Origin of the sequence: Variovorax sp. CCNWLW225, from assembly GCF_037204045.1 — a bacterium.
Lineage (GTDB): Bacteria > Pseudomonadota > Gammaproteobacteria > Burkholderiales > Burkholderiaceae_C > Variovorax.
In genome coordinates this window covers 243,579-262,969 of the sequence record NZ_JBBCBV010000002.1, presented here as the reverse complement: position 1 = coordinate 262,969, position 19,391 = coordinate 243,579, and the positions used below count along the sequence as shown (strand labels likewise).

The following is a 19,391-nucleotide window of genomic DNA, read 5'->3' as shown; positions in this document are numbered from 1 at the left end:
GGCAAAGACTCAACCGTGGCGGAAACAACGCTTTCAACCAATCCCACCACACAGAGGAGCCGCGCCATGTCAGTCACTGTCAATCAAGCAGACCTCGAGTTCATCCTTGCGCAGATCAAGATCTCGGAGGCGCATGCCGCAGGGCAGCCGTTGTTCGGGCCAGGAGGCCTGGTGCCCGCGTACAACGTCAGTTGGGGTTTGCGTACGGTCGATGGCACGTACAACAACCTGCTTCATGAAACGTGGGGGGCGGCGGACCAGCAGTTCCCGTCGCTGATGGACCCGGTGTACCGGCCCGCGGACGGCACGCTGTTCGATCCCGACGGGCCCGGCCCCGCGCCGGCAATGCCGACGTCGGCGACCTACGCCCCGAGCAACGATCCGAACTCGCTGGTCTTCGACTCGAGCCTGCGCACCATCTCCAACCTGCTGGTCGACCAGACGCTGGGCAACCCGGCCGCGATCCTGACGGCACTGGACCGTGCCGGCTCGGCGAATTCCATGGCCGACCTTGCGGCCGTCACTGTCATCTACGAAGCCTTCAAGCCCGCTTCCGATGCCGAGTACCAGGCGCGCGTCATTGCGCAGAACGCCCGGGCCGATGCGGAGGAACTCGGCGATGGCGACCCCAACACGCCCCCCACGCCGCAGGAGCAGGCAGCCCTCGATGCGGCGGCCGACGCCGACGCGGCACATGCATTGACGGTTACCGCACTGGAAGACGCCCGCGCGGTGCGCGACGCCGCCGTCGCGCCCTACGGCATCGTGATGGAAGGCGACAACGTCAGCCTGCCCAACATCTCGCCGGACGTCGGCCTCTCGGCCTCGTTCAATTCATGGTTCACGCTGTTCGGCCAGTTCTTCGACCACGGGCTCGACCTCGTCAACAAGGGCGGCAGCGGCACAGTCTTCATTCCCCTGCAGCCGGACGATCCGCTCTACGTCGAGGGCAGCAACACCAATTTCATGGTGCTGACGCGCGCCACCGTGTCCGCCGGGCAGGACGGCATCATGGGAACGGCCGACGACGTCGGGCCGGTGAACACCACCACATCCTTCGTCGACCAGAACCAGACCTACACCTCGCATTCTTCGCACCAGGTGTTCCTGCGCCAGTACGAGTTGAATGACCAGGGCGTGCCGGTTGCGACCGGCAAGCTGATCGAAGGCGGCAACGGCGGCATGGCGACGTGGGGCGAAGTCAAGGCGCAAGCGCTGCTCCTGGGCATCCAGCTGACCGACTTCGACGTGGGCAGCGTGCCCTTGCTCAGAACGGACCAGTACGGCAACTTCATTCCCGACCCGGTGACCGGGTTCGCGCAGGTCATCACCGGCATCGGTGTCGACGGCATTCCGAACACGGCCGACGACATCGTGGTGTCCGGCACGCCGGGCAGCCCCGTCAATCCGACGACGGCACTGGCGCTTCGCACCGGCCATGCCTTCCTGGCCGACATCGCGCATGAAGCCGTTCCCATCGGCAAGATCGCCGACGGCGACATCACCATCGGCCTGGGCAACCCGGGCAATGGCGATGCCGAGTACGACAACGAGCTGCTCGACGCCCACTTCATCGCCGGCGACGGCCGCGTGAACGAGAACATCGGCCTGACCGCCGTTCACCATGTCTTCCATGCCGAGCACAACCGCATGGTCGACCACAACAAGGAAGTCATTCTTTCCACCGCGGCGGGCGGGGACCTGGCTTTCCTGAACGAATGGCTGCTCGAAGACGTTGCGGCCCTGCCTGTGGACCTCAGCACGCTGGTCTGGGACGGCGAGCGCCTGTTCCAGTCCGCCAAGTTCACCACCGAGATGCAATACCAGCACCTGGTGTTCGAGGAGTTCGCGCGCAAGGTGCAGCCGCAGATCAACGCGTTCGTCGTTCCGGACGGCTTCGACGTGACCATCGATCCGTCGATCGTCGCCGAGTTTGCGCACGTGGTGTACCGCTTCGGGCACTCGATGCTCACCGAGACCATCGACCGCTTCGACCCAAACTTCAACCCGAACGACATCGGCCTGATCGAGGGCTTCCTCAATCCGGTGGCGTTCGACTCCGGCCATACCATCACCGACGACATTGCCGCCGGCGCAATCATCCGCGGCATGACGCGGCAGGTAGGCAACGAGATCGACGAGTTCGTGACCAGCGCGTTGCGCAACAACCTGCTGGGCCTTCCGCTCGACCTTGCGACCATCAACCTGGCGCGCGGCCGCGACACGGGCGTGCCGTCGCTCAACGCCGCCCGGCGCGAGTTCTACAACGCAACCAACAACGCCGCCGAACTTCGCCCATACGACAGCTGGGTGGACTTTGCCGGCAACCTCAAGCACGAAGCGTCGATCATCAACTTCATTGCCGCTTACGGCACGCACCAGCTCATTACCGGGCAGACCACGATCGAGGGAAAGCGCGATGCGGCGCTGACGATCATTACGGGCGCTTCGGTCGGCGGACTGCTGGTACCTGAGGATTCGGTCGACTTCCTCAACGGAACGGGCGCCTGGACCAGCAACGCCAACGGAGTCACCATCACCGGCCTGGACAACGTCGACCTGTGGATCGGCGGCCTGGCAGAGAAGATTCTTCCGTTCGGCGGCATGCTCGGCTCGACCTTCAACTTCGTGTTCGAGAACCAGATGGAGAGCCTGCAGAACGGCGACCGCTTCTACTATCTGCAGCGGCTCGACGGCCTGCACCTGTTCGGCGAAATGGAGAACAACTCGTTCGCTGAAATGATCATGACCAACACGAACGCGACGCACCTGCCGTCGGACGTGTTCTCGACCCCGGGCCTGGCGCTCGAAGTGGACATCACAAGGCAGTTCAACGACCTGGACGGCGACGGGGACCTGGAGAGCACCGACCCGGTGGGCGGCGGCATCCTGACGCCGCTGGTGGTTCGCAACAACCCCGGCACAGTCGGGCCGGACACCAACTACCTCAGGTACACGGGTGACCAGCACGTGGTGCTCGGCGGCACCGAGGGCAACGACATCATCATTGCCAGCGAGGGCGACGACACCATCCACGGCGACGGCGGCAACGACAACCTCGAAGGGGGTGCCGGCAACGACATCATCAACGCCGGGGCGGGCGACGACATCGTCAGGGACCTGGGCGGCGACGACAACATCAAGGCCGGCGACGGCAACGACGTGGTCCATGGCGGCCCGGGCCTCGACCTGATCATGGGCGGAAAGGGGCAGGACTTCATCGTCCTGGGCACCGATGCGGGCTCGGAAGTCTTCGCGGGCGAAGGCAACGACTTCATCCTCGGCAGCAAGAACGCCGAGCGCATTCTGGGCAACGAGGGCGACGACTGGATCGAAACCGGCACCTTCGACGGTGCGCCCGGCGACAGCTTCGATGAGATCTTTGCAAAAGACGGCATCGTCGGCCACGACGTGTTCCTGGGCGACGGCGGCTTCGACGAGTTCATTGCCGAGGGCGGCGACGACATCATGGTGGGCAGCCCGGGCCGCGGCAAGCTGGCCGGCATGTCGGGCTGGGACTGGGTGACCTATAAGGACAACACAGCCTTCGTCGATGCCGACCTGACGCGCGGCATTGTGTTCGACGAGAACCCGACGCCGCCCCAGAACGGAACGCTGGATGCCTACGAATCGGTCGAAGGTCTTTCGGGCACGCGCTTCAACGACGTGCTTACCGGCGCCGACACCATTGCCGACGAGCGGCTTCCGTTCGCACAAGGCGGCACCGAGGGCTACACCGGCAGCCGGCTCGATGCGGCGGGCATCGCACGCATTGCGGGCCTGCAGGCGGTGCTGGGCGCCGGAGTCACCAGCTACATGGCGGGCGACATCATCCTTGGCGGCGATGGCAGCGACCTCATCATGGGCCGCGGCGGCGACGACATCATCGACGGCGACAAGTGGCTGGACGTGCAGATCGGCGTCTACGCCACCAACGACCCCAATCACACCGGCACCCCCATCGCGCTGCACAGCAGCATGAAGACGCTGGTCAACTCGATGTTCGCGGGCACCATCAACCCCGGCCAGTTGGCGATCGTCCGCTCGATCAAGTCGGACGCCGACGCTGTCGCCGATATCGACACGGTCGCCTACCTGGGGCCGCTGGCCAACTACGCCTTCGGTTCCACTGCCGACGGCAGGCTCACGGTCACCGACATCGGGATCGACCCGATTGAAGGCACCGACACGCTGAGCGGCATCGAACGCCTGCAGTTCACGGATTCCACCCTCACGATCGTCGCGGGCACCAACGGCGATGACGTGCTCAACGGCGGCGAAGGCAACGACCTGCTGCTGGGCTTTGGTGGCAACGACACGCTGAACGGCAACGGCGGCAACGACGTGTTGATCGGCGGCGCGGGCACCGACACGCTCAACGGCGGCGCGGGCAACGATCAGCTGAGCGGTGGCATCGGCAACGACGTGCTCAACGGCGGCCTGGGCGACGACACCTACACCTTCGGCCTTGCGGACGGCAGTGACACGATCAACGAAGGCGTCAGCGCGACGAGCGGCGGCACCGCCGATCGCATCGTCATCGTGCCGGGCGTGCTGGATCCTGTCGCCGGAACGGTCAACCCGATCACCGGGCTCAATGCCGCGGACAACAACACGGGCACCGCCACCGGTAGCCTGGTCCTCAACTTCAACGGCCAGACGGTCACCGTCGCCAACCATTTCACGGGCAACGTGGCCGGCACCGGCGTGGAGCGCATCAACTTCGGCGATGCCACCTTCGAGGGTTACCTGCTCGGCACGGAGGACTACCTGGTGAGCCGGCTCGATCCCACCGGCTTTGGGCGCACCATCAACCTGGCAGCCTCTATCGCCAATAACTTCATCGCGGGCGAGAACGGCACCGATGACGTCATCACTGGCGGCAGCGGCAACGACCTGATCTTCGGCGGCACTGGCGACAACGAACTCAACGGCGGAATCGGCGACGACCTGCTGGTCGGCGGCTCGGGCGCTGGCGACAACGACGTGCTTGACGGCGGCCTCGATGCAGACACGATGGTCGGTCTGGGCGGCAACGACACGTACATCGTCGATGACCTGGCTGACGTGGTTGTCGAGGCGGCGGGTGCCGGCACGGACGAAGTCGAGACCGAGATGGCCGCGTACTCGCTGGAGCTCGTCGCCAACGTGGAGAACCTGACGTACACCGGCATCGATGCCGATCCGTTCGTCGGAACCGGCAATGCCCTGAACAACGTCATCAGCGGCGGCGACCTAGCCGATACGCTGAGCGGACTCGGCGGCAACGACACCTTGAACGGCGGCTTGGGCATCGACACGCTCCTGGGTGGTGACGGCAACGACACACTGAACGGCGGGGATGACGACGACCTGCTGGCCGGCGGCATCGGCAACGACACGCTGAATGGCAACGACGGCAACGACACGTTGGACGGCGGCGTTGGCAACGACGCGATGAACGGCGGCGCGGGCGACGACACCTTCCTGGTGGACAGTGCAACCGACACCGTCATAGAGGGCGGGGGCGGCGGCACCGACACCGTGCAGTCGACCGTCACCTACACCATCACCGATGCGGACGTGGAGAACCTCACCCTGCTTGGCACCGGCAACATCAACGGTACCGGCAATGGGTCGGCCAACGTGATCACCGGCAACGCCGGCAACAACGTGCTGACGGGCGGCGGCGGCAGCGACACCGCGAGCTATGCCACGGCGACCGCGGGCGTCACGGTGTCGCTGGCCATTGCGGCGGCGCAAGCCACCGGCGGGGCGGGCAGCGACACGCTCTCGAGCATCGAGAACCTGGTCGGAAGCGCCTTCGCCGACTCGCTGACGGCGAGCGGAACCGCGGGGCTCGGCGTTGCCAACCTCCTGAGCGGCGGAGCGGGCAACGACACGCTGAGCGCCACGGTGGACAACGTGCGCGACACGCTCGACGGCGGGGCCAACACCGACACCGCCAACTACTCGGCGTACACCGCGGCACTCACGGTGAACCTGGGCGGCGCGGCGCCGATCGTCGTCGGCGGCTCCGGCAACAATGCGGCCAACTCCGACGTGCTGGTGTCTATCGAGAACTTCACCGGCGGCAGTGGCGCCGACACCATCTCCGGCAGCACGGCCGCGAATGTCCTGAACGGCGGCCTAGGCAACGACACCTTCACCTACGCGATCGGCGGCGGCGCCGACACCATCGACGGCGGCGGAGGCAACGACACGCTGAACATCACGGGCGTGGCGAACAACGATGTGCTGGATGTCGTCTACAACGGGGCCATCACCGGCTTCGAAGGCGCCACTGTCACCGGCGTCGAATCGATCAGCGCCAACCTCGGCGGCAACGCCGACACGCTGTCGTACGGCGCCTCCGCGACGCCCGTCACGGTCAACCTGGCGACGGGCGCAGCGTCGGGCTTCACGTCGATTGCCAGCATCCTGAACGTGACCGGCGGATCGGGCAGCGACAACCTGACGGGCAATGCCGGAGCCAACACGCTCAACGGCGGAGCGGGCAACGACACCATCAATGGCGGTGCCGGAGGCGACATCATCATCGGCGGGATTGGCGCCGACATCCTCAACTCGGGGGCGGCGAACGACAACGCGCAAGACATCTTCAGGTTCAGCGCGGCCGACGAGTTCGGCGACGTGGTCAGCAACTTCGACGCCAACGGACCGACCGCGGCAGGGGACGACCGCATCGAGTTCACCGGGGCGCTCAACACCGCATGGGACGACGGCAACAACAACGACGCCTTCCTGTTCGCTTCGGGCAACGGCTCCGGCGGCACGGTGAATGTCACGGTCGGGCAGGGCAACGCCGACATCGAAGCCTTGCTGCTGACAGGGGCCGGCGGTGAAGGCGTGACGACTGCGAACCTGGGCAACGCGGCGGCGGTTTCGGCGGCATTCAACGCCGAGTTCTCCATTACCGCGGGCGCCGGCGAAGACGCGCTGCTGGTCATCAACGACACCAACGGCAACAGCTTCTCGCTCTGGCAATGGGTGCAGGCCGGCGGAGGGGAGACGTCTGCCGGGGAACTGACGCTGATCGGCACCTTCAGTGCCAATGCCGCGGTCGTGGCGGGCAACTTCGACTTCGTCTGAACGGCGTGGCAAGGCACGGAGCAGGGCGCGCAAGCGCCTTGCTCCGCATACTGGAGGAGACAAGAACATGAAGCCGATCTGGGCCGAGATGAAGCCACTGTTGTTCAACATGGCGCTTTTCTCGTTCGTCATCAATCTGCTGTACCTGGTGCCTGCGCTGTTCATGCTGCAGGTGTTCGACCGGGTGATTCCCACCAACAGCCGCGAGACGCTGTGGGTCTTGCTGGGCGGCGTAGGCGCTGCGCTGGCCATCTTGTTCGTGCTCGACTACGTGCGGCTGCGCTTACAGCACCTGAGCGGCACCATCGTCGACGAGCGGCTCTCGCCGCCGGTGGTGCATGCGGTCGTTACCGCCACCGCCCGATCGCCGCTGAATGCGCGGCCGGATGCGATGCGCGACATCGCCACGTTGCGAGGCCTGTTCTCGGCCAACGGATTGACGGCGCTGATGGATGCGCCGTGGATCGTGGTCTACGTGGCCGTCATCGCCTTCTTCCACCCGGCGCTGGGCCTGGGTGCCGCAGGCGCCGCCATCGTGATGATCGGCCTGGCCTGGCTCAACGACCGGATGAGCCGCAAGGCGTTGGACGCGGTGCAGAAGGAAACGCGCAGCGCATCGCGCTACGTGGAAGGGTCGCTGCGCAACGCGGAGGTGCTGCAGGCCATGGGCATGACCGAGCGCCTGCTGGGCCGCTGGCGCAAGCAGCAGGACGAGGCGCTGGCGCTGCAGGGCGCTACCAGCCATTCGAGCGTGATGTTCAGCGCCGCGTCGAGGTTTCTGCGCCAGGGCGTGCAGGTCATGATGATGTCGATCGGCGCCTACCTGGTCCTCACGCAGTCGGCTTCGGCGGGCGTGATGATCGCCACCACTGTTTTGCTCGGCCGCGCCTTGCAGCCGGTGGAGCAGATCGTCGGCAGCTGGCGCGTGCTGAACGAAGCGCGTTCCGCCTATCGCCGCTTGCGCGACCTGTGCGGCCACTTCGACAAGGGCGAGCCGCAGATGTCGCTACCCCGGCCGGTGGGCGAGCTGCGTGCGGAAGGCGTATCGCTGCGCCTGCCGGGCACCGAAAAACTGGCGCTGACCGGCGTTTCCCTGAACCTCGCCGCGGGCGAGGCGCTGGCCATCATCGGGGCGAGCGCAGCGGGAAAATCGACGCTGGCGCGGCTTCTGACCGGCATCTGGCAGCCGACCATCGGTACCGTCAGGTTGGACGGAGCCGATCTCTCGGCCTGGCCGCGCAGCGAACTGGGCCCATGGATCGGCTATGTGCCGCAGGACGTGGAACTGTTCGACGGCACGGTCGCCGACAACATCGGCCGGCTCTCCAAGCCCGACCCCAAGGCGGTGATCGCGGCCGCCAAGCGGGCCAACGCGCACGACATGATCCTGCAACTGCCCAAGGGCTACGACACGCCCATCGGCGAGGCCGGAGCGCGCCTGTCGCCGGGGCAGCGCCAGCGCATTGCGCTTGCACGCGCGATGTATGGCGATGTGCGCCTGGTGGTGCTCGACGAACCGAATGCGAGCCTGGACGCGGAGGGCGAAATTGCGCTGGCGCACGCCCTCAGCAGCCTGCGCGCAGAGGGTGTGACCTCCATTGTGGTGACGCACCGCCCGTCGCTGGTCGCGCACGTGGACAAGATCCTCATCCTCGAGGCCGGGCAGGTGAAGCAGTTCGGGCCGGCTGGCGAGGTGATGAAGGCAATGCAGAAGCAATCGCAGGCCGCAGTCGCCGAACGCGAGCGCGAGCGTGAACGCGAACGCACGGCATAAGACCCGGAAAGGCAGGACCATATGACGCACGCACAAGCGCTCCCGCATGCCGGCAGGGCACCGAAGCGAAAGACCAGCGAACAGCAGATCAGGCGTCTCATGAACATGGGGCTGTGGACGGTGCTGGGCATCGTCATCCCGCTAGGGGCGTGGGTCGGGCTCGCGCCTTTGGCAATGGCGGTGGTGGCACCGGCGCACGTCAAGGTGGACTTGAACCGGCGGCCCGTCCAGCATCTGGAAGGCGGCATCGTGCGGCAGGTGCTCGTTCGCGACGGACAGGTGGTGAAAGAAGGCGAACCGCTGGTGGTCATCGGCGACGTGGGGGTGGACGCCGACCGCAACCGGCTCACCTATCGCCTTGCGGTAGAACGCACGGCCTTGGAGCGGCTGGATGCGGAGCAGCGCCGCGCCGACAAGCTGGTGTTTTCCGAGAGCCTGCAGGCGGAAGCCCGCAAGGACACGCGCCTGCAGGATGCGATGGCCAAGGAATCGGCACTGTTCCATGCGCGCCGGCATTCGCTGCAGAGCGAGCTGGCGCTGATGCGGCAATTGCGCCAGAGGGTGCAGCAGGAAATCGGGGCGCTGGAGGCGCAGGGCAGCAAGGCGCAGGAATCTCTGGCCCTGCAGCACCGCGACCTCGATGCCAATCGCGGCCTGGTGCAGGAGGGCTTCGTATCGTCGGCGCGCATCAACCAGATGGAAGCCTCGGTGGCCGACTACACCTCCAAGCTGGAGGAGCGCCGCTCCGAGCTCGCACGCGGCCATGGGCGGCTGATCGACGCCGACATCAAGAGCAATTCGATCGTCAACGAATACCTTCGCTCGGCGAGCGACCAGCTCAAGACGACGGTGGCGCGGGTGAGCGAGATCGAGCAGGAACTGCGCAAGTCCGACGATGCCACCACGCGGCAGGTGGTGCTGGCGCCGGCGGCCGGCGAGATCATCGATTTGAAGTTCACCTCGCCGGGGTCGGTCGTGCGGCCCGGTGAAACCATTGCCGAGATCGTGCCGAGCAACACGGCCCTGATGATCGAGGCGCAGATACGGCCCGAAGAAGTGAACAACGTCCTGATAGGGCAGCACGCACGCATCAAGTTCACCGCGTTCAAGTACCGCAATGCCACGATGGTTTCGGGCAAGGTCACCTATGTATCGGGCGACCGGTTTACCGACAAGTCCACGCAGATGCCGTACTACAGTGTTTCGATCCTGGCCGACGCGGAGTCGGTGAAGGCGGTGGGCGACCTGAAGATGCAGGCCGGCATGCCTGCCGAGGTCTATATCGACGGCGGATTCCAGACCGCGCTTCAGTACCTTCTGGACCCCATCACGTCGACGTTGCGCAGGGCGGCGAGGCAGATGTGAACCACTTCGCTCCGGTCGGGCGCGGATGTTCCCGGGGCTGCCGTGGGAAACCGGACCGAGGCCCGCAGGCCGCCCAGCGGCGACTGGAGCAGGCGCACCGGTGCGTGATGCGCCTGCGCCACCGCGTGCACGATCGACAGGCCGAGGCCGACGCCATGCCCGTCGACGCGTCCGAGGCGATTGAAGCGCTGAAACGCCTCCGCGTGCCGGCTGGCGGGAATGCCGGGGCCCGAATCGTCGACGGTGAGTACAACTGCGTGGCGACCCCGCGCGCTGCCCACTTCGAGGCGCCCGCCGACGGGGGTGAAACGAATCGCGTTGACGATCAGGTTGCGCATCAGCAGATGCAGGCCGAGCTCTTCGGCCAGCAGCTCCCGCACCTCGAACCGCGTCTTCAGCGCAAGATCGCGCTGGGCCGCCGCCGGACCGAGGTCGGCCATCACGTCTCGGTAGACCTCTTCCAGGTTCACAAGGTTCAGGGCATGCCCGCCGGTCGCCGCAAGGCTGTCGATTCGCGCGAGATCGAGCAGCTGATCGAGAAGGTAGCTGGCCTGGTCGATACCCGACATCAGATGCCGCAAGGAAGCCGACAACTCTTGCGGTGAATCCGCGAGCGTGGAGGCCAACTGGGCTTGCGCGCGCAGGCCGGCGAGCGGGGTGCGCATCTCGTGCGCCGCAATCACGGTGAAGTCGCGCTCGACCGACAACGCCTTTCTGAACCGATCGAACAATGCGTTGATCGAATCGACCATGGGTCTGAGTTCGGTAGGCGGGTCCTCGGCATTCAGTTCCGTGAGGTCGAGCGCGTGGCGTTCCCGAAGCTGTGAGGCGTAGCCCTCGACGGACCGAAGTGCACGGTGGAGGAACCACCAGGCACTCAAGAAGATCGGGATGAGCGGAATCGCCAGGTAGGAAAGAAAGTACCTGGTGGTGGTGCCGATCGCACCCTTGCGGTAGCCCGCGCGCTCCGCGATCTGGACGATCATGCCGCCCTTCTTGGCTGCCTCCGAATAAGTCCGCACGCTCTCGCCATCCACCATTGCCTTGCCGAACCCGCGCTCTGCAAGCGGCCGCATCGGGACGCCCGAGGGGGCCTTGTGGCTCTGAAGAAGCAGTCGCCCGTTGGGCGACCATATCTGGTAGTGATAGTGCGTGCCGAGCGTGTCGCCGGTCTCGTGGACGCCGTCGTCGTGTCCCTCCGCGGAGATCTCGGCGATTTCGTGGTCCGCGAACGCCAGTGCGGTATGCGCCAGCGCAACAAGACGGGCATCCAGCACTTTCTGGTCGGAGAGGTGGTCGGCCCTGTACATGGCGGCAGCTGCGGCCAGCAGCGTGGCGCCGCATACGAAGAGCACAATTGCCGCCAGGCGGCGGCGCAGGGACCACGGGGCGCCCGACCGCTTATTCATTCCAGGTCTCTGGCCCGAGCTGGTAGCCGACGCCTCGCACCGTGAGGATGAGTTTGGGCGAGAACTTGCGCCGCAGAAAATGAACGTGGACCTCGACCGCATTGCTCTCGACCTCGACGTCGAAGGTGTAGAGCGCCTCTTCGAGCTGGGAGCGCGAAAGCACCTGGTTCTTGCGGCGCACCAGGATCTCCAGCAGCCAGAACTCCTTGTTGGTCAACGGAACGACGTTGCCATGCAGCGTCGCCATGCGATGGGAGGGGTGCAGCTTCAGCGGGCCGTGCTCCGGCTCGGCAGCACTGGGCGTCTTGCCGTTCACCCGGCGCAGCACAGCCCTGACCCTGGAGGCCACTTCGTCCAGGTCCAGCGGCTTGATCATGTAGTCGTCGGCACCCATGTCGAGCAGGCGCACCCGTTCCCGAATGCCGCAACGCGCCGTGATCACGATCACCGAAATGGCAATGCCGCGCGTTCGGATGCTCTTGAGCAATATGTCTCCGGTGACGTCGGGCAAGCCGAGGTCAAGGAGCACACAGTCGTAGGTGCAGGACGCGAGCGACGAGAGAACGTCTTTTCCCAGGCGATTCCAGTCGACCGCGTAGCCCGTTCGAACCAGGCCTTTGTGAACCGCGCTTCCGAGCAGTTCGTTGTCTTCGACCAGGAGAAGGCGCATGCGGCACCGACGTGAATGGAACGCGGGTCAGCGCAAACGCCGCACGAACTCGGCGAGCGAGGTTCGCACCGGGGGCACCAGCGGGCTCCTCTTCGAAAGAGGGCTTTCGAAATCCATTCTTGTCTCCTCCGCCCATTGATCTTGCTCAATCGATGTTGGCTCTCGGGGTCGTCTGCTCACGCAGCGGCCGGCGGGGGTCAGGTCCATCTTGCGCCATGAAAACGGAGGTATCAATGTATAGAGTGACGAGGCAAAGTGCAACGTTTTTCTTACCTCCTCACGTTTTCTTTAGATCTATTACTCAATCGGGTGAGAGCCCAAGCACCCAGTCCTTGAACTGTTCCAGCGCCCCCGATGCGGGCGGGCCTTCCGGGTAGGCGAAGTAGTAGCCCTGGCTCACGTCCAGGTGCCGGTCGATCGGTACCACGAGTTCGCCGGTTCGCAATTCGCGCTCGATCAGAAGGCGCGGCGCCAGGCCCACGCCCATTCCGGCCGCCGCGGCGGCGGTCACCATGGTGAAGAGCTCGTAGCGCGGGCCGCGCGAGGCGTGCAGCGTGTAGTCCCAGCCCTGTTGCGCATACCAGTCGCGCCAGGCGTGCGCGCGGGTGCTCAGGTGCACATGGCGGCAACGCTCGAAGGCCGCTTCGTTCCACGGCCCGTTGGCATCGCGGAACGCCGGGCTGCAGACGGGAACCATCTCGCCTTCGGAAAAGATCAACCCGCCCTGCGTGCTCGGCCAGAACTGGTCGCCGAAATAGATGGCGGCGTCATAGGCGTTGTCCTGGAAAGAGAAGGGCTGCGTGCGCACCGAGAGATTGACCGTGATGTTCGGGTGCTGCCGGCTGAAGTCGGGCAGCCGGGGAATCAGCCATTGGGTGGCAAAGGTGGGAACCACCGCCACTTCGAGCACAAAACCCATGTCGTGGCCGGCGCTGATCTCGAGCGTGTCGCGGCGGATCTGGTCCAGGTGGCGGCGGATGCGCGCGGCGTATTCACGGCCGGTGTCGGTGAGCGTGAGCCGCCGGCGCACGCGCGAAAACAGCGGCACGCCCAGCCGCTGCTCCAGCGTGGCCACCTGGCGCCCGACGGCGCTTTGCGTCAGCGCCAGTTCGGCCGCGGCGCGGGTAAAGCTCCCCAGGCGCGCCGAGGCCTCGAAGGCCTGCAGCGCGCCCAGGTTGGGAATGTCTTTTCTCATCGTTGCTATTCTGCGTGCGGGTCTCGCGGTTTTTCCCGGCGCTTGTAAGAATGGACCTGTGGGCGAGCAGCAAGAAAGGGATTTCATGCGTCGTGTGGTGATCATCGGCGGCGGGGCCATCGGCTCTGCGATTGCCTATTTTCTGAACCAGGACCCGTCGCAGGAGCCGTTCGACGTGACCGTGGTCGAGCGCGACTTCTCGTACACGCAGGCATCGTCGGCCTTGTCGGCGAGCTCGATCCGGCAGCAGTTCTCCACCGCCATCAACATCGAGATGTCGCTCTACGGCATCGACTTTTTTCGCCGGCTTGGCGAAACCCTCCGCGTGGGCGACAACGTGCCCGACATCGGCCTGGTCGAGCCCGGGTACCTGTACCTGGCCCCGCCGGGCGGTGTGGACGTGCTGCGCGAGAACCATGCAACGCAGAAGGCGCATCGGGTCGACGTGGTGCTGATGACGCCCGAACAGCTGAAAGCCCGCTTTCCGTGGATCTCGACCGAAGGCATCGCGCTGGCTTCGCTGGGCCTTTCGGGCGAAGGCTGGTACGACGGCTACAGCCTGCTGCAGGCGTTTCGCAAGAAGGCCATTTCACAGGGCGCGCGCTATGTGCAGGCAAAGGCAATTGGGCTGCAGCGCAGCGGCCGTGCGTTGACGGGCGTGGAGCTGGACATCGGCGATCCGCTCGAGGCCGACGTGGTGGTCAACGCGGCAGGCGCCTGGGCCGCCAAGGTGGCGGGCTGGGCCGGCATCGACTTGCCGGTGCGCGGGCGCCGGCGCATGGTGTTCAGCTTTTCGTGCCCCGACACCCTGCCGGGCTGCCCGCTGATCATCGACACCTCGGGCATCTGGCTGCGCCCCGAAGGCCGCCGTTTCATCTGCGGCTTTGCACCGCCGCAGGACCGGGACCGCGACGATGCGCCGCTCGAGGTCGACTACCGCGTTTTCGACGATTTCATCTGGCCGGCGCTGGCTGCGCGCGTGCCGGCGTTCGAGGCCATTCGCATGACAAGCGCATGGGCCGGCTACTACGAGATGAACGTGTTCGACCACAACGCAATCCTCGGGCTGCATCCGGGCTGCGACAACCTCTACTTTGCCAATGGGTTCTCGGGGCATGGGCTGCAGCAATGCCCTGCGGCGGGGCGGGGCGTGGCGGAGCTCATCCGCTACGGCGAATACCGCAGCCTCGACCTGTCGCCGGTTTCGTTTACGCGCATTCTCGAAAACAGGCCGCTGGTCGAGAAGAACGTGATCTAGCCGGAGGCCGGGCACAGGCGTACGATCATCCGCAAGCGAGGGCCACAGCATCATGACTGCACAGGCATTGATCGATACCGCACAGGCGCTGGTTGCCGGCGACAAGGGCTTGCTGGCCATGGACGAGAGCAACGCCACCTGCCACAAGCGCTTTGCGAAGCTGAACATTCCCCAGACCGAAGACGCACGCCGCAGCTGGCGCGAGCTGATCGTGACCGCGCCCGGCCTTGGCGCAAGCATCAGCGGCGCGATTCTTTTCGACGAAACGATCCGGCAGCGCACGAGCGGGGGCGCGACCTTTGTCTCGGCACTCGAGGCGGCGGGCATCATTCCGGGCATCAAGGTCGACACGGGCGCGAAGCCTCTGGCGGGCCACCCGGGAGAGACGGTGACCGAGGGCCTGGACGGCCTGCGCGAGCGGCTGGCCGAATACGCCGGCATGGGCGCGCGCTTCGCCAAATGGCGCGGCGTCATCACCCCCGGTGCCGGCTTGCCCAGCCGTGCGTGCATCGAGGTCAATGCCCATGCGCTGGCCCGCTATGCGGCCCTGTGCCAGGAGGCCGGGCTGGTTCCCATCGTCGAACCCGAAGTGCTGATGGAAGGGGACCATTTCCTCGCACGCTGCGCGGAAATCACCGAAGAAACGCTGCATGCGGTCTTCGTTCAATTGCGTTTGCAGGGCGTGCTGCTGGAGGGCATGCTCTTGAAGCCCAACATGGTCTTGCCCGGCCAGGCCTGCCCGATCCAGGAGAGCGTGGACGAGGTTGCCGACGCCACGGTGTCGTGCCTCCTGCGCACTGTGCCCGCGGCCGTGCCGGGCATCGCGTTTCTGTCTGGCGGCCAGTCGGCAGAGCTTGCTTCGGCCCGGTTGAACGCCATGAACGCGCGGTTCGCATCACGGCTGCCCTGGGCGCTGGCGTTCTCGTACTCGCGCGCCGTTCAGCAGCCGGCGCTGGACGCCTGGAAAGGCGATGCCGCCAATGTCGGATCAGCGCAGAAAGCGCTCGTGCACCGCGCCCGCTGCAACCAGGCTGCGCGCCGCGGCGACTACGACGCGCTGGCGGACGCACCGAAGCCCGGTTGAGTTCATCCGCCTTTTGCCGGGTTCACCAGCACAGGCGTCGACCGGTAGCTCTCCGGAAACAGCTTCTTCAGGTTTTCGATTTTCGGCATGTCGTGGATCACGATGTAGCCGTGCCGCGGATGGCGTGTGAGGAAGTCCTGGTGATAGGCCTCGGCCGCATAAAAAGGCTTCGACATTTCGATGGTGGTCGCCAGCGGCTTGCCGAAAGTCTTGGCCTGGTTCAGCTGCACGATGTAGTCCCTTGCAACGCGGGCCTGTTCGATGTTCTCGGCGAACACAGTGGAGCGGTATTGAGGGCCTGTGTCCGGCCCTTGCCGGTTCAGTTCGGTCGGGTCGTGCGCCACCGAGAAATAGATCTGCAGCAGCTTGCCGTAGCTGATCTGCTGCGGGTCGTACGTGATGCGCACCGATTCCGCGTGGCCGGTGTTGCCGGAACCCACGCGCTCATAGCGTGCCGTCTTCGATTCGCCGCCGGCATAGCCCGACACGGCGTTGTTCACGCCCTTGACGCGCTGGAATATGCCCTGCACGCCCCAGAAGCAGCCGCCGGCGAACACGGCGGTTTCGTATTTGGTGGTGGGCGAGGCCACGACGTCGACCTTGGGCGCCGGCACGCGCCGCGCCGGCTCGGCGGACGAAGACGCGACAGGCCAGGCCAGCGCCGCGGCTGTGAGCGCGGCTGCGGTGAATGCGAGGGTTCTCATGTGCTGTCCCGTGCGAGTGAGCCATCGATGCCAGGCCGATGGGAGCGACATTGCCGCCGAAAGTGGCGTGCGTCAATGCCGCGTACCCGTGCCTTTTATCGACGACCTGCCGGTTCAGGCGCTCGACCGGCGCCTGCACCCCGGCCAGAACCCTTTGCGCCTTTTTTTACGGCGGGCAGGGACGCGCCGCCGCCGCACCCGGCCGCGTCGCCTGGCTGGTGGGGCTTTCGTCCACGGTGCCGAGTGGGCGAGTGAAGGTACAGCCGTAGGTCGGGGCTGCCACCGTGGCAGCTGTGACCACGTCGTCGCCCGCGGGCTTCACGCCATCGCGCTCCCACTTGATCATGGCGTCGAAGGCTTCGACCTGCTCCGCGATCGTGAAGTCGCAATGGGAGATGCCGCGCACGGCGCGCTGCACCAGCCAGTCGCTGTTGCCCTTGGCCGCAACGCGCTGGTTGTAGATCTGCTGCATGCTGAAGGGCACGTACAGGTCGCCCAGCGTGTGCAGCGAGACCACCGGAATCTTGAATTCGCCGTTCGCCTTGGGAATCCAGCGCAGGCCGTCGGTGCGCAACCGGTTGGCGTCGGGTGCCGCGGTGAGCTTGAGCACCGATGCGTTCAGCGCGGTCGTTCCCGCCACGTCGCCGTCGATGGTGTAGGTGAAGCGGTTGGTGTCGAGCGTGCTCTTGTTCAGGATGCCGTTGACGGTGCCGTCGCTGCCGAACACGCCCCAGACCGCCGCGAACGAACCGCCCTGCGTGAACCCGAGATCGAACATCGGCCGCTCGCCGCCCGTGAGGTTCTTCACCACCGATCCGAACTTCAGGCCGGTGGCCGTGGGTGTGCCCGGAAAGGCCGTGTAGAGCGTGCCCGTGACCTGCGTCCTGATGTCCAGCCAGTTGACGGTCGGGTACTTGGGCAGACCTGCCAGTGCCTGTGCGGCAATCTGTGCGCCTGCAAAGTAGTCGAACAGCTCGGTGTCGCCCAGCACGCCGCACATCGGCACCGCGCCGTTGTACCTGACCTTGTGGTTGGCCGTGGCGAAAGCCTCGTCCTCGATGGCCGCCGCGGTGATGTGGCCGCCCATCGAATGGCCCGTGATGTAGATTTTTGAAGGCGCCGCAAGCTCTCGGCCACTGGCCTTGGCAATGGCGTTGAACTGCAGGGCCAGCGCGTTGGTGTCTTCGACGCCGGCGCGCACGTCATAGAAATTCTTGCTGTAGCTCGACGCGGCCCAGGCGTAGCCGTTCTGGATGAGATAGCGGCGGATCGATGGGGCGTTCACCTTCAGCAGGTTGCTTTCACCCGCATAGCCGTGCGCATACATCACCAGCTTGCCGTTCCAGTTGGCAGGCACCTCGACTTGGTATTGCGCGGCGCCGAGCATGCCGGCCCAGCGGCTGGTGGTGGCGTTGTCGACCGTGTCGCTGGCGTCCGGTGCGAGCGCCGCGAAGGTGGTGGCTGAAGCATCTGCGGGCGCGAACGAGTTGCGGCTGTCTTGCAGGCGCGTCTCTTCCGGCGGCGGCGGGGGCGGTGGAGGAGGAGGAGGGGGAGGGGGAGGGGGAGGGGGAGGGGGCGGCGCGGGGGCCGGAGCCGGCGGCAGCGGGGTGAACGCAAAGCCGCCCCCACCGCCACCACCGCCGCAGGATGCGACGGCAAGGCTGGCTGCAAGGGCAAGAAGTGTCAGGCGCGCGGAATGCATGGGATGTCTCTCTCCGTTCTTGTGGTGTTGGGAAGAAGAAGCCCGGCGCAGCGATGCATTGCCAGGCCGTAGAGAACGACCGTGCTATTTCGCTGGACCGGCGGCGCAGCGTAGGGGCGTTGCCGGGCGCATCGGCCCGGGCTTTCCCGTAGCTGCTATCTCGTACGCGACACTCGCGCCATGCCGGCGCGCGGAGGCGTCATTCCTTGCGGCGCGTGACCACCACCGTGGCCTCAAGACCGTCGTAGGCCTCGGCGTCGCCATACCAACTGCCCGAGATCGGCGCGGCCTGTGCCGGGTCTCGCGTGACGCCGACGCGGATCAACTGGCCGCTGCCCATGAGGTTGTTGGTCGGGTCGAATGCCAGCCAGCCGACGCCCGGCAGGTAGGCCTGCAGCCAGGCGTGCGTGGTGCCGGCGCCGGTCATCGATTCGCCGGGCGACTGGGCCGCGCGGTCGAGCGCGGCGTCGTAGATGTAGCCCGAGACAAAACGGGTGGCAATGCCCAGGCGGCGCGTGGCTTCCATCATCAGCAGCGCGTAGTCGCGGCAGCTGCCGCTGCCGAGCGCCAGCGTCTGGAGCGGCGTCTGCGTGCCTTCCTCGTCGCGCGCCTTGTATTCGAGGCTCTGGCCGATGTGCGCATTCATGCGCGTGAGCACTTCGCGCGTGCTGTTGGGCTTGTCGGTGTGCAGGAACTGGTGGGCCCAGCGGATCAGCGTGCCGTTCGCATCGTCGTCGTGGTGCGGGCGCAGGTAGTGCTCGAGGTCGAGGCGCTCCTGCACCGAATAGGCAAAGGGCAGGAATTCGGCCGCCGGGTCGAGCGCGAGCTGGTCTTGCTGCGCCGGCACATGCTCGATGGTGAAGGAGCACACGATGCGCAGCTCGGTGGCCTCGCCCATGGGCTGCACCAGTGCGACCGAGTTGGAATGCGGGTCCTGGATGAGCCGAGTGAACGATTGGGGGCTCACCTGCAGGTCGGTGGCCAGCACCCGCAGGTCGTGGCTGTCGCGGGGCCGGAACATGACGCGGTGCAGCCCGAAGGTCACCGGTTTCTTGTAGCGGTAGACGGTGGTGTGCGTGATGTCGTACTGAATGGCCATGCGGTGCATTCTCACGTGTTGGCAGGGCCAGCGGGGGCT

11 protein-coding genes are annotated in these 19,391 nt (G+C 65.9%); 5 read left to right on the top strand and 6 right to left on the bottom strand.

All coding sequences use genetic code 11. The features are described from left to right. Positions 1–66: 66 nt before the first annotated feature. From V9L20_RS05815 to V9L20_RS05805, 3 genes are all read left to right on the top strand, one after another. Entirely contained in the window at positions 67–7,092 is a 7,026-nt protein-coding gene (locus V9L20_RS05815) for a peroxidase family protein (protein ID WP_337295861.1), read from the top strand. Positions 7,093–7,159: 67 nt separating this feature from the next. Further along, the gene (locus V9L20_RS05810) at positions 7,160–8,866 is read left to right on the top strand and encodes a type I secretion system permease/ATPase (protein ID WP_337295860.1); all 1,707 of its coding nucleotides are present in this window, start codon (positions 7,160–7,162) and stop codon (positions 8,864–8,866) included. Between the two features lie 21 nt (positions 8,867–8,887). Then, on the top strand, positions 8,888–10,231 hold the full coding sequence (locus V9L20_RS05805; protein ID WP_258506022.1) for an HlyD family type I secretion periplasmic adaptor subunit: 1,344 nt from the start codon (positions 8,888–8,890) through the stop codon (positions 10,229–10,231). On the opposite strand, the gene V9L20_RS05800 is transcribed toward V9L20_RS05805, so the two are convergent. The 3 genes from V9L20_RS05800 to V9L20_RS05790 form a co-directional block, all read right to left on the bottom strand. Then, the gene (locus V9L20_RS05800) at positions 10,174–11,640 is read right to left on the bottom strand and encodes an ATP-binding protein (RefSeq protein ID WP_337295859.1); all 1,467 of its coding nucleotides are present in this window, start codon (positions 11,638–11,640) and stop codon (positions 10,174–10,176) included. The two genes, V9L20_RS05805 and V9L20_RS05800, sit on opposite strands and share 58 nt — an antisense overlap. Further along, positions 11,633–12,310, bottom strand: coding sequence for a winged helix-turn-helix domain-containing protein (locus V9L20_RS05795; RefSeq protein WP_337295858.1), 678 nt, complete (start codon positions 12,308–12,310; stop codon positions 11,633–11,635). Before V9L20_RS05795 ends, V9L20_RS05800 begins: the two co-directional genes overlap by 8 nt. Positions 12,311–12,611: 301 nt before the next feature. Beyond that, the gene (locus V9L20_RS05790) at positions 12,612–13,505 is read right to left on the bottom strand and encodes a LysR substrate-binding domain-containing protein (protein ID WP_337295857.1); all 894 of its coding nucleotides are present in this window, start codon (positions 13,503–13,505) and stop codon (positions 12,612–12,614) included. Positions 13,506–13,590: 85 nt separating this feature from the next. On the opposite strand from V9L20_RS05790, the gene V9L20_RS05785 reads away from it, so the two are divergent. Both V9L20_RS05785 and V9L20_RS05780 read left to right on the top strand, forming a co-directional pair. Then, a complete protein-coding gene (locus V9L20_RS05785) occupies positions 13,591–14,763 on the top strand; it encodes an NAD(P)/FAD-dependent oxidoreductase (RefSeq protein ID WP_337295856.1) in 1,173 nt (390 codons plus the stop codon). Positions 14,764–14,815: 52 nt separating this feature from the next. Further along, on the top strand, positions 14,816–15,847 hold the full coding sequence (locus V9L20_RS05780; RefSeq protein ID WP_337295855.1) for a class I fructose-bisphosphate aldolase: 1,032 nt from the start codon (positions 14,816–14,818) through the stop codon (positions 15,845–15,847). Between the two features lie 2 nt (positions 15,848–15,849). On the opposite strand, the gene msrA is transcribed toward V9L20_RS05780, so the two are convergent. From msrA to V9L20_RS05765, 3 genes are all read right to left on the bottom strand, one after another. Continuing rightward, complete coding sequence (gene msrA / locus V9L20_RS05775) at positions 15,850–16,551, bottom strand: peptide-methionine (S)-S-oxide reductase MsrA (protein WP_337295854.1); 702 nt, start codon at positions 16,549–16,551, stop codon at positions 15,850–15,852. A gap of 166 nt (positions 16,552–16,717) precedes the next feature. Beyond that, on the bottom strand, positions 16,718–18,253 hold the full coding sequence (locus V9L20_RS05770) for an alpha/beta hydrolase family protein (protein WP_337295853.1): 1,536 nt from the start codon (positions 18,251–18,253) through the stop codon (positions 16,718–16,720). A gap of 199 nt (positions 18,254–18,452) precedes the next feature. Beyond that, complete coding sequence (locus V9L20_RS05765; RefSeq protein WP_258506031.1) at positions 18,453–19,352, bottom strand: transglutaminase family protein; 900 nt, start codon at positions 19,350–19,352, stop codon at positions 18,453–18,455. Between the last annotated feature and the right edge of the window lie 39 nt (positions 19,353–19,391).

What these genes read in the sequence shown, in the direction of transcription:
- V9L20_RS05780 (WP_337295855.1), top strand. Translation starts at nt 14,816, where the DNA reads ATGACTGCACAGGCATTGATCGATACCGCACAGGCGCTGGTTGCCGGC.
- V9L20_RS05800 (WP_337295859.1), bottom strand. Translation starts at nt 11,640, where the DNA reads ATGAATAAGCGGTCGGGCGCCCCGTGGTCCCTGCGCCGCCGCCTGGCG.
- V9L20_RS05795 (WP_337295858.1), bottom strand. Translation starts at nt 12,310, where the DNA reads ATGCGCCTTCTCCTGGTCGAAGACAACGAACTGCTCGGAAGCGCGGTT.
- V9L20_RS05810 (WP_337295860.1), top strand. Translation starts at nt 7,160, where the DNA reads ATGAAGCCGATCTGGGCCGAGATGAAGCCACTGTTGTTCAACATGGCG.
- V9L20_RS05790 (WP_337295857.1), bottom strand. Translation starts at nt 13,505, where the DNA reads ATGAGAAAAGACATTCCCAACCTGGGCGCGCTGCAGGCCTTCGAGGCC.
- V9L20_RS05770 (WP_337295853.1), bottom strand. Translation starts at nt 18,253, where the DNA reads ATGCATTCCGCGCGCCTGACACTTCTTGCCCTTGCAGCCAGCCTTGCC.
- V9L20_RS05815 (WP_337295861.1), top strand. Translation starts at nt 67, where the DNA reads ATGTCAGTCACTGTCAATCAAGCAGACCTCGAGTTCATCCTTGCGCAG.
- V9L20_RS05805 (WP_258506022.1), top strand. Translation starts at nt 8,888, where the DNA reads ATGACGCACGCACAAGCGCTCCCGCATGCCGGCAGGGCACCGAAGCGA.
- V9L20_RS05785 (WP_337295856.1), top strand. Translation starts at nt 13,591, where the DNA reads ATGCGTCGTGTGGTGATCATCGGCGGCGGGGCCATCGGCTCTGCGATT.
- msrA (WP_337295854.1), bottom strand. Translation starts at nt 16,551, where the DNA reads ATGAGAACCCTCGCATTCACCGCAGCCGCGCTCACAGCCGCGGCGCTG.
- V9L20_RS05765 (WP_258506031.1), bottom strand. Translation starts at nt 19,352, where the DNA reads ATGGCCATTCAGTACGACATCACGCACACCACCGTCTACCGCTACAAG.